General features: G+C 73.4%; 11 protein-coding genes. 8 read left to right on the top strand and 3 right to left on the bottom strand.

All coding sequences use genetic code 11. From position 1 onward, the window contains the following. The first annotated feature begins 589 nt into the window (after window positions 1-589). The 7 genes from ACZ5TL_RS02280 to ACZ5TL_RS02250 all read left to right on the top strand — a co-directional run bounded on the left by ACZ5TL_RS02280 (window position 590) and on the right by ACZ5TL_RS02250 (window position 6,503). Entirely contained in the window at window positions 590-1,222 is a 633-nt protein-coding gene (locus ACZ5TL_RS02280) for an RNA polymerase sigma factor (protein ID WP_468586738.1), read from the top strand. 89 nt (window positions 1,223-1,311) lie between these two features. Continuing rightward, window positions 1,312-2,214, top strand: a complete 903-nt coding sequence (locus ACZ5TL_RS02275) for a hypothetical protein (RefSeq protein ID WP_468586736.1) — start codon at window positions 1,312-1,314, stop codon at window positions 2,212-2,214. A 164-nt stretch (window positions 2,215-2,378) separates the two neighbouring features. Next, window positions 2,379-2,846, top strand: coding sequence for a DUF5990 family protein (locus ACZ5TL_RS02270; protein ID WP_468586734.1), 468 nt, complete (start codon window positions 2,379-2,381; stop codon window positions 2,844-2,846). A 463-nt stretch (window positions 2,847-3,309) separates the two neighbouring features. Further along, on the top strand, window positions 3,310-3,513 hold the full coding sequence (locus tag ACZ5TL_RS02265) for a cold-shock protein (protein WP_028799214.1): 204 nt from the start codon (window positions 3,310-3,312) through the stop codon (window positions 3,511-3,513). A 235-nt stretch (window positions 3,514-3,748) separates the two neighbouring features. Further along, entirely contained in the window at window positions 3,749-5,245 is a 1,497-nt protein-coding gene (locus ACZ5TL_RS02260) for a DEAD/DEAH box helicase (protein WP_468586732.1), read from the top strand. A gap of 158 nt (window positions 5,246-5,403) precedes the next feature. Next, window positions 5,404-5,628, top strand: coding sequence for a CBS domain-containing protein (locus tag ACZ5TL_RS02255; RefSeq protein ID WP_468587088.1), 225 nt, complete (start codon window positions 5,404-5,406; stop codon window positions 5,626-5,628). A 515-nt stretch (window positions 5,629-6,143) separates the two neighbouring features. Beyond that, complete coding sequence (locus ACZ5TL_RS02250) at window positions 6,144-6,503, top strand: MerR family transcriptional regulator (RefSeq protein WP_468586730.1); 360 nt, start codon at window positions 6,144-6,146, stop codon at window positions 6,501-6,503. Window positions 6,504-6,572: 69 nt separating this feature from the next. Here the strand turns inward: ACZ5TL_RS02250 and ACZ5TL_RS02245 are convergent, their stop codons facing one another. Then, a complete protein-coding gene (locus ACZ5TL_RS02245) occupies window positions 6,573-7,160 on the bottom strand; it encodes a DM13 domain-containing protein (RefSeq protein ID WP_468586728.1) in 588 nt (195 codons plus the stop codon). 214 nt (window positions 7,161-7,374) lie between these two features. Here ACZ5TL_RS02245 and ACZ5TL_RS02240 point away from each other — a divergent pair, with 214 nt between their 5' ends. Beyond that, window positions 7,375-8,376 carry an NAD-dependent epimerase/dehydratase family protein gene (locus ACZ5TL_RS02240; RefSeq protein ID WP_468586726.1) on the top strand — a complete coding sequence of 334 codons (1,002 nt, stop codon included), beginning with the start codon at window positions 7,375-7,377 and terminating at the stop codon, window positions 8,374-8,376. A 20-nt stretch (window positions 8,377-8,396) separates the two neighbouring features. Here the strand turns inward: ACZ5TL_RS02240 and ACZ5TL_RS02235 are convergent, their stop codons facing one another. Beyond that, complete coding sequence (locus tag ACZ5TL_RS02235; protein WP_468586724.1) at window positions 8,397-9,509, bottom strand: sensor histidine kinase; 1,113 nt, start codon at window positions 9,507-9,509, stop codon at window positions 8,397-8,399. Further along, window positions 9,506-10,249 (bottom strand): response regulator transcription factor, encoded by a 744-nt coding sequence (locus ACZ5TL_RS02230; RefSeq protein WP_468586722.1) that lies wholly within the window; start codon window positions 10,247-10,249, stop codon window positions 9,506-9,508. Before ACZ5TL_RS02230 ends, ACZ5TL_RS02235 begins: the two co-directional genes overlap by 4 nt. Window positions 10,250-10,346: the final 97 nt, after the last annotated feature.

Below are 10,346 nucleotides of genomic sequence, written 5' to 3'. Positions count from 1 at the left end.
GGTGGGGGGGGGTGGGGGGGGGGGTGGGGGGGTGGGGGGTGCCCCTCCGTACCTGGAGGGGGGGGGGGGGGGGGGGAGAGGGGGGGGGGGGGACCCCCCCCCCCCCCCCCCCCGCCCCTCTCCATGTCGCTCCCCGGGGGGAGTCAGGAGCGGCACGGAGAGAGCTCCGGGGTGGTCGCGGCACCGATGTCCGGCCCGGCGATCGCCGATCACCGTCGGCCTGTCCGGCGCGGACTCGGTACTCACACAGCGCACGGCCGGCGCGATACGTCACCCGGCCGGGACGGCGCGGGTCGCGCACAGGTGTCCCAACCCCGGATCCGCCGGGTGTCGCGGAGCCGTGACGCCGTCCGGCGCCGGAACACGGACCGGCTCAACGTCCCCGCGAGGCCGTCTTCTTGACGCTGCCGACGCCCCTCGCGGCTTCGCCGCGCAGGTGACAGGGGCGCCGACGGCGATGTGAGGGGCGCGTGATCTGTTGTGACACTTCTGTGCGAACGCACGCTGGTCTCCATGGGGCCGTCGATGCCAACGGGGCTCGTCGGACGGAACGGACTCGCTTTTGAACCAGGTGCGAACGAGGACAGTCTTGGGCCAGGCACGGCAATCCCGCCGCGTACAGACGTACGACGGGGAATTGGGCGCTGCGGTCGCGCGGGCCCAGGACGGGGACGAGACCGCCTTCGCGGTGGCCTACCGGATCGTGCAGCCCGGCCTGCTCGGCTATCTGCGCGGATTCGTCGGCGAGGACGCGGAGGACGTGGCGTCCGACGCCTGGCTGGAGATCGCCCGGGACATCGGACGGTTCAAGGGCGACGGGGCCGGCTTCCGCGGCTGGACGGCGACCATCGCCCGGCACCGGGCGCTGGACCATCTGCGCCGCCAGCGCGCACGGCCCCGGCCGGGAGGGACCGAACAGGACGTACTGGACCTGCCCGGCCCGCACAGCACCTATGACCAGGCACTGGAGACGCTCTCCACCGAGCGGGCCCTGGAACTGGTCCGCGGGCTGCCGAAGGACCAGGCCGAGGCCGTGCTCCTGCGGGTCGTCGTCGGCCTGGACGGCACCGCCGCCGCGCGCGTCCTCGGCAAGCGCCCGGGAGCGGTGCGCACCGCCGCCCACCGGGGTCTGAAGCGCCTGGCCCAGCAGTTGGGCGTCGGGGGCCGGGCGGCGGAGGGTGTGACGGATGAGGCTTCCCGGACGCTGGGGGAGTCGAAGTGAACGACACCCGCGGCAGTGGGTCGGCGGACCGGCACCAGGGCCCGGGACGCCAGGTGAATCGATCATGTCGGACAGGAACGGAAGCGGACATGGGTGAACGGCTGAGCGGCGACGGAGTGCCGGGCCGTCGGCGTGAGCACCCTGACGACGCCGCGTCCGGCCCGGAGGGCCTGCGCGACGACACCGCGCTGGAGACGGTGCTGGCCACCGTGCTGCGCGGCGCCGATCCCGCCCCCGAGGCCGAGCACCGGGCCGTGGCCGCCTTCCGGGCCGCCCGCGGCGCGGGCGCGCATCGGGCGCGTACCCGGCGCCGGGACGACTGGCGGCCGCCCGCGGAGCGGCGTGCCGGGCGCCCTGTGAAGACGACGTTCGCCGCCGTGTTCGCCAGCCTCACCCTGGGCGGGGTCGCGGTCGCGGCCATCGGTTCGGCCGGTTCGTCCACGGACGGCCCCGGTACCGACGGGAAGACCGCGCACCCCTCGGTGCCCGCCCCGGCCCGGCCGGGCGGTGAGACCCCGTCGGCCTCCCGCGGCGGCACCGGACCGGCGGAGGGCCCGGCCGCCGCCCAGGACACCGAGGCCCACTGCCGCGCCTACGAGCAGGTCAAGGGCCGCGGCAAGGCGGTCGACGCGACGGCCTGGCGGCAGCTCACCGCGGCGGCGGGCGGCGAGGGCAAGGTCGCCGCGTACTGCGCGGAGCAGCTGGCACGGGCGACAACCGCACCGACAACGAGCAGGTCCGGCGAAACGGGCAAAACCGGCGAGAACGCCTCGGACGCCGGCACAGGAACAGGCACGGGCACAGGCGCGGGCGCGGGCGCGGCGGGGAACACCGGCACGTCCGGCAACAACGGCACGTCGGGCAACCGGAGTCCAGGCAACGACGGCGCCGACGCAGGCAACGGAACCGGCAGCGGGACCGGCGACGGAACCGGCAGCGGGACCGGCGACGGAACCGGCAACGGTCAGGCAAGCGGCGGGAAGGGCCAGTAGCCGGACCATCGGCCGGGCCGCTCACCGCTCCGCGGCGTCCCCCGGACTGCCCGGTCCGCGCCATCCTGGCGCCCGGGCGGCACGGGCCGGCCGGTGGGCGTGCCGACCGTCGGCGGAGGCGGGGCGTGTGCGGCGGACATGTGCGACGGCGGGATGATGGCCCCATGCGCATCCGCATCGACGCCGTCGACCTGCCCGGCCTCACCCGCCCCGCCTCCGCCGACGGCAAGGTCCCCGCGTACGGCAACCTCCACGTCGGCGTGCAACGCCGCGACCGCCCGGCGGAAGTCCTCGAGCCACAGCGAGGCGACGCACCGTCCGCGACGTGGACCCTGGAGTGCACCACGCGCGTCTCCCCGGACGGCACGGAGATCAAGGGCCCCTACGTGCAGGACCGTCTGGGCCGGCGGTTCATCTACCTGTCGTGGGGCACGGTCGACGAGTCGGGCACCTTCACGATGTTCCGCCGCGCCAAGCTGATGCTCGACGTCGTCCCCGCCGACGTCCTCGCCGTCGCCGCACGCGACGGGCTGCTGGTCGGACGCCTCGGCCTGACCGACGCGCGAGGCGGGCCCCTGTGCGCACGCGTCGAGCCCCCTCACGTCACCTGGACCGCCGCCCACGCCGGCTGACGGCCTCGTGCGGCCGGCAGGGACACAGGGCCCTGGCGCAAGGGACGTCGTTCCGGTGTCCGTGCCCCGACGGGGCCGGTCGGGTGATGTGACCTACATCGCGGCAGGGGGCTTTCGGTGTGCCGGCCGTGGTGTCCGCCGCCGGGGACGGCCACATCGGCGCTCAGCCCGTCGGAGGAGGTCACAGCGCTGGGGGCGGACGGGAGCGACGGGAAGACCGTGCCTGCGGAGGGCAATATCTATGCCGGCGAAATGAGAAATAGCTGCGGGGCACGCCAAATATTCCTCGACCGCGGACCGGATCGGAAATTTCGGTCCCAGCAGGCCCGATCGCACCGTGCTACTGTCGATCTCAGTTGCAGGTGTGGTTGCCAGAAGGTTCATTTCCTACGGGGTAATCATCACGGCGACACGGAATTCACACAGGGTGGATTCCTGAAACCGCCTCCGAAGGAGAAACAAAATGGCTACTGGCACCGTGAAGTGGTTCAACGCGGAAAAGGGCTTCGGCTTCATCGAGCAGGACGGCGGCGGCGCCGACGTCTTCGCCCACTACTCGAACATCGCCACCCAGGGCTTCCGCGAGCTGCTCGAAGGCCAGAAGGTGTCGTTCGACATCGCGCAGGGCCAGAAGGGCCCGACGGCCGAGAACATCGTCCCCGCCTGACATCGGCGCTGACGCATACTTCGCAGCTGGGGCCCGCACCTCTGGGGTGCGGGCCCCAGCTCGCTGCTTTTTTCAGGGCGCGAGACGGAAAAGGCTCCACCACGCCACCGGCCGGTGACATGTTTCCCGGCGGCCCGACTCGGCCCCCCTCTGCTTTCGGCTCGTCTCGAGATTCTCTGCGCCGCTCTTCTGCTGCGGGAATTCCTTGCCACGCGCCCATCAAGGAAGGTCCCGCATGAAGCGTGCCCGCACACCCCGCACCTATGACCGTTTCGCAGGAGGCGGCAGCGGCAGCGCCCCCCGCTCCGGTGGCCCCCGCCGCGCAAAGAGTTACGGCGGCGGGCCGACCGGACGGGCCGTACAAGGCGAGTTCGCGCCGCCGAAGACGATCACTCCCGCCCTCCCCGCCGTCGAGGCGTTCGCCGATCTCGACATGCCCGAGCGGCTGCTGGCCACGCTCGGCCGCGAAGGCGTGACCGTTCCGTTCCCGATCCAGGCGGCGACCCTGCCGAACTCCCTGGCCGGCCGGGACGTGCTCGGCCGGGGCCGCACCGGCTCGGGCAAGACCCTCGCGTTCGGCCTCGCCGCACTCGCCCGCACCGCCGGGAAGCGTGCCGAGCCGCGGCAGCCGCTCGCCCTCGTTCTCGTCCCCACCCGCGAACTCGCCCAGCAGGTCACCGACGCGCTCACCCCCTACGCCCGCTCGGTGAGCCTCCGGCTGGCCACGGTCGTCGGCGGGATGTCCCTCGGCAGGCAGGCCAGTGCGCTGCGCGCCGGGGCCGAGGTGGTCGTCGCGACACCCGGGCGGCTCAAGGACCTCATCGACCGGGGCGACTGCCGGCTGGACGCGGTCGGCATCACGGTCCTCGACGAGGCCGACCAGATGGCCGACATGGGCTTCATGCCCCAGGTCACCGCCCTGCTCGACCAGGTGCGGCCCGAGGGCCAGCGGATGCTGTTCTCGGCCACGCTGGACCGCAACGTCGACCGGCTGGTCCGCACGTACCTCCACGATCCCGTGGTGCACTCCGTCGACCCCTCCGCGGGCGCGGTCACCACGATGGAGCACCACGTCCTCCACGTGCACGACGCGGACAAGCACCGCACGACCACCGAGATCGCGGCGCGGGACGGCCGGGTGATCATGTTCCTCGACACCAAGCACGCGGTGGACCGGCTGACCCAGCACCTGCTGAGCAGCGGTGTCCGCGCCGCGGCCCTGCACGGTGGCAAGTCCCAGCCGCAGCGCACCCGGACCCTGGCCCAGTTCAAGAGCGGGCACGTGACGGTGCTGGTGGCGACCAACGTCGCTGCGCGCGGCATCCACGTCGACAACCTCGACCTGGTCGTCAACGTGGACCCGCCCAGCGACCACAAGGACTACCTGCACCGCGGCGGCCGTACGGCCCGCGCCGGCGAGTCCGGCAGCGTCGTCACCCTGGTGACCCCCGCTCAGCGTCGCGGCATGAGCCGGCTGATGACGTCGGCGGGCATCACCCCCCGGATCGCGCAGGTGCGGTCGGGCGAGGCGGAGCTGAGCCGCATCACCGGCGCCCAGGCCCCTTCCGGCGTGCCGGTCGTCGTCACGGCGCCGGAGGCGGACCGCCCCCGCGGCGCGTCCTCCTCCCGGGCCCGCCGGGGCCGGCGCGGCCCCGGCGCCCAGGGCCGGCCCGTCGGCGAAGCGGCACGCCGCAGGCCCCAGCGGCGGACCGGCTTCGGCTCGGCCGCCTAGTGCGCCCTGATCACACGCCCCCCCTTCGGCAGGAGACACCCATGACGCCGGTTCGGACGCAGCACCGTGCACTGGATCTCTCCCCCGAAGCCCTCGAAGCCGCCGTGGCCCTCGATGCCCGCGATGCCGCCGTGGTCCTCGAAGCCGCCGAGGCAGCCATGGCCGCCCTGGTCGCGGTCGGGGACGCGTCCGGCCCCCGGATCCGTGACGACATGACGGTCGAGGTGGCGCTGTCCCTCATGGCCGGTGCCCGTGTCGATCACCTCGTCCTCTGCGACGGGGACGACCAGAGCACGGGCCTGGTCACGCTGGCCCGGCTCGCCGTGCTGCGCGACAGCCCCGCCTACACGGACCGGGTCCGTCTGCGGGACGTCCTCGTGTGAGACACCGGCGGGAAGCCGCCACTTGAGAGCCCGGTGAGGGCCCTGCCGACGCGCGTCGGCAGGGCCCTCACCGTCGTATGCCCACCCCTTCACAGGAGACAGGAAGCCTGCGGCTCGTGGACTCCAAAATCTATCTTTGCCAAGGTAGACATTGGCTCCTGGTGCGGTTAATCTACTTCCCGTAGAGACGGTCGCACGAGCTCATCGACGAAGCTCGCCCAGCAGTACCGCAGTACCCGTTCACGAAGTGGTTGGTCCAGAGGAAGGACGGAGGAGCAGACGCCATCAGGATCGCCCGGCCCGGGGAGCTCTCGGTCCGGGTACCGCAAGACCCCGGAATGGATGGTGGTCCCCGGTCAAGCAGCCGCGATCTCCGCACCCCTCCCGTTGCCGGGCCGGGTAGCGAAACAGAAGGTCGGCGCAGCATGAGGGCCGACAGATGGTGTTGAATTTCCTTCGGGGCCCTGGTGCCGTACGGCACCAGGGCCCCTCGACGCGTTGTACTACGAGGTGACATGGAAGCAGATACTCCGCTCAGCGATCGTCTGGAAGACGACGACTACCCCGCGTACACCATGGGCCGGGCCGCCGAGATGCTCGGCACCACCCCCGGCTTCCTCCGGGCCATCGGTGACGCGCGTCTGATCACTCCGCTGCGCTCGGAGGGCGGACATCGCCGGTACTCCCGCTACCAGCTGCGGATCGCCGCGCGCGCCCGCGAGCTGGTCGACCGGGGCACCCCGATCGAGGCCGCCTGCCGCATCGTCATCCTCGAGGACCAGCTGGAGGAGGCCCGGCGCATCAACGCCGAGTACCGCCGCGCGGCGGACGAGGCGTCCGCCGGTTCCGGTCCGGGGGCCCGCCCCAGCGAGTGAGCGAGTGGAACCCCTCGCCTCGCCGGGGGTGTGCCCCGTGCGGCTTCCCGCATCGTGCCCTTGGGCCGGCTACCTGCCGGGGGCGAGTTCCGCCGCGCCGAAGGAGACGTCGAAGCGGTCGCACCAGATACTGACGCTGCTGTAGCGGGTGACATCGACGTCGGCGGGGACGGTGTAGTTCTGGCTGCCCTTGTTGCCCTTGAGCTTGCCGAGGCTGACGTACCGGCCGTCGTCGAAGACGTGCCAGCCGGCCCGGCCCTCCTTCACCGGCGCGTCGGTCAGCCATACGCGCAGGTCGGGGCCGTTGCTGGTGTCGAGGTCTTCCAGGCGCAACACGTGGCTGCCGTCGTCCAGCCGCAGGAGCTTCACGGTGCCGGACGTCGCGTGCTCGTGGCTGATCAGTTCGCCGCTCGTCAGCGTCGTCGGCCCGGCCGGCGGGCTGGACGGGGCGGCGGACGGGGCCTCGGCCGGTTCCCCGGACGGGACCTCGGCCGGTTCCCCGGACGGGGCCTCGGCCGGTTCCCCTGCCGGTTCCCGGGCCTCCACGGCGGCGGGCAGCGACTCCCGCACGGTCTCGTCCTGCCACAGCTTCCACGGCTGGAACCAGTACAGGCCGAAGCCCGCCCCCGCGACCGCCACGACCAGCACACCGATCATCCACGGCCTGACCCGCGTGCTCCGCTGCCGCCGCCCCATATCGCCACCTCTTCTTCGACGCTGTTCTCCGTTCCCTCCTATTCAACGGGTGCGGCGGCCGTCCCGGGCCGTCCGGCGGGTGACGGAACCCTTACGTTTCCCCATGCCTTACGGAGTCGTGACGTACGGGCGCGGTCCCGTGGCGCGGCGCCGGTGCGGACCTAGCGTGGGGGGCATGCGCGTACTGGTCACCGGCGGTGCCGGGTTCATCGGGTCCCATGTGGTCGCCGCCCTGCGGGAGCGGGGCCACGAGGCGGTCGTGTTCGACGTGCGAGAGGATCCCGGCGCCGACGTGCGGGATCCGCGGGCCGTCGGGCGCGCCCTGGCCGGGGTGGACGCCGTGTGCCACCAGGCCGCGATGGTCGGACTCGGTGACGGCGTCGCCGACGCGGCGGAGTACGTCTCGCACAACGACCTGGGGACGGCCGTACTCGTCGCCGCAATGGCGGAGGCCGGTGTCGGGCGTCTCGTGCTGGCCGGGTCGATGGTCGTCTACGGGGAGGGACGGTACGAGTGCCACCGGCACGGGGTCGTGCGGCCCGGGCCGCGTGCCGCCGCCGATCTCGACGCGGGCCGGTTCGAGCCCGCCTGCCCGGTGTGCGGGGCGGACCTCTCCCCCGGGCTGATCGGCGAGGACGCCCCCGCCGATCCCCGGAACGTGTACGCGACGACCAAGCTCGCCCAGGAGCACCTGGCCGCCGCCTGGGCCCGCTGCACCGGCGGCTCGGCGGTGTCGCTGCGGTACCACAACGTGTACGGGCCGGGGATGCCCCGCGACACCCCGTACGCCGGTGTCGCCTCCTTCTTCCGCTCGGCGCTCGCCCGGGGCGAGGCACCACGGGTGTTCGAGGACGGGCGGCAGCGGCGGGACTTCGTGCACGTCCGGGACGTGGCGGCCGCCAACGCGGTGGTGCTGGAGGCGGAGTCCGCCCCGGGGGCGCTCACGGCGTACAACACCGGCAGCGGTGACCCGCGCACCGTCGGCGAGATGGCGCGGGCGCTGGCCGCCGCGTACGGCGGACCCGAGCCGGTCGTCACCGGCGAGTACCGGCTCGGCGACGTACGGCACATCACCGCCGACTCCTCGCGGCTGCGGGACGCGTCGGGGTGGAAGCCGGAGGTCGGGTTCGAGGAGGGCATGGCGGAATTCGCGCGGGCCGGGATGCGCGCGGCATGAGACCGGTGGTGCTGCCCGTCTTACGAAGCGGCGGCGGGCAGCACCACCTCGAAACGGCAGCCGCCGGGGATGTTGCGTACGGCGGCCCGGCCCTGGTGCGCCTCCACGATGCCCCGGACGATGGCCAGGCCGAGGCCCGCGCCGGCCGGGGGCGTGCGGGCGTGGGTGCCGCGCCAGCCGGTGTCGAAGACGCGCGACAGGTCCTCCTCGGGGATGCCGCCGCAGCCGTCCGTCACCGACAGCACCACGCCCTCGGCGGACCGCTCCGCGGCGATCGCGACCGTGCCGTCGGCCGGGGTACGGCGGATGGCGTTGACCAGGAGGTTGCCGAGGACCCGGCTCATCTCCTTGCCGTCCACCTCCACCGGCACCGGCTCGACACGGCCCCCGACCAGCCGCACCCCGAACTCCCGGGCGAGCGGGTCCACGCCCGCCAGCGCGTCGCCCACCAGGTCGTACAGGGAGATCCGGGTGGGGGCGAGGGACAGCGCGCCGGCGTGGATGCGGGACAGTTCGAAGAGGTCGCCGACCATGTCGTTGAGGCGTTCGACCTCGGTGCGCATCTGCCTCAGGTAGCGGTGGGGGTCGGCCGCGACGCCGTCCTCCAGGGCCTCCGACATGGCGCGCAGGCCGGCCAGCGGGGTGCGCAGGTCGTGCGAGATCCAGGCGACGAGTTCGCGCCGGGAGGACTCCAGGGCGCGTTCCCGCTCGCGGGATTCGGCGAGCCGGGCGCTGGTGGCGGCCAGCTCGCGGCTCAGGTGGTCCAGTTCGGCGGTCGTGGCGCCGACGGGAGCGGCGAAGTCGCCGCCGTCGCCGAAGGAGCGTGCGGCCACGGCGAGTTCGCGGCTGCGGGCGACGACCCAGCGGCCCAGCAGCAGCGCGGTGGCCAGGGAGACGACGGCCGCCATGGCGACGACCGTCGTGACGACGGTCAGGTCGTGCGGGGAGAGGAACATCGCCCAGGCGACGGCGAGCGTGCCGGCGAGCATCGCGACGACCCCGACGGCCGCGACCACGGCGATCGAGGCGGTCAGCGAGCGGCGCCGGATCAGGCGCAGCGCGACGGCTCCGGCCAGGCCGGTGGCAGCGGCACCGGCGAAGGCGTACAGGGCGATGAGGAGGGTGTCGTTCACGATCCGGTCTCCTCTCCAGAGGGTCCCGAGGGATCGAAGCGGTAGCCCACGCCCCACACGGTCTGGATCAGGTGGGGCCGGGCCGGGTCGTCCTCGACCTTGCCGCGCAGCCTGCGGACGTGGACCGTGACGGTCGACAGGTCGCCGAAGTCCCAGCCCCACACCTCGCGCATCAGGTCCTCGCGGCTGAACGCCTGCCCCGGGTGCCGCAGGAAGAAGGACAGCAGGTCGAACTCGCGCAGGGTGAGGGCGAGTTCGGCGTCGTTCTTGGTGGCCCGGCGGGCCGACGGGTCCACGGCCAGGCCGGCCGCGCCCAGCCGGTTCTGCCCGGTGGCGGCGGGCCTGCTGCGGCGCAGCACCGACTCGACGCGCAGGACGAGTTCGCGGGGGCTGAAGGGCTTGGTGACGTAGTCGTCGGCGCCGACCTCCAGGCCCAGGATGCGGTCGTCCTCGTCACCGCGGGCGGTGAGCATGATGACCGGCACGGGACCCTGGCCGCGGATCCGCCGGCACACCTCCAGGCCGTCCATGCCGGGCAGCATCAGGTCGAGCACGACCAGGTCCGGCCGGTGCGCGGCGGCGCGGGTGAGGGCCGTGGGGCCGTCGTCGGCACGGTCGACGGCGTAACCGGCGCGGTCCAGGTACCCGGCGACGACTTCGGCGACGGTGGGATCGTCGTCGACGACCAGGATCCGGGGGGGCCGGTCCGGCGTTCCGGGGGTCTCGTGGGGCTGCTGCATGCCACCAGCCTGGCACCGGGCCGCCGCCGGTGCGGGGCCCGGGCCCCTCCCGGCCTCCGATGTCCGCGTTTCGTAAGGAGCGGCAGTCCGGTATGCC

Source organism: Streptomyces sp. NPDC033136 (assembly GCF_055578235.1).
Note: the sequence above shows the minus strand (reverse complement) of the source record. Positions and strands in the feature narration are given on the sequence as shown.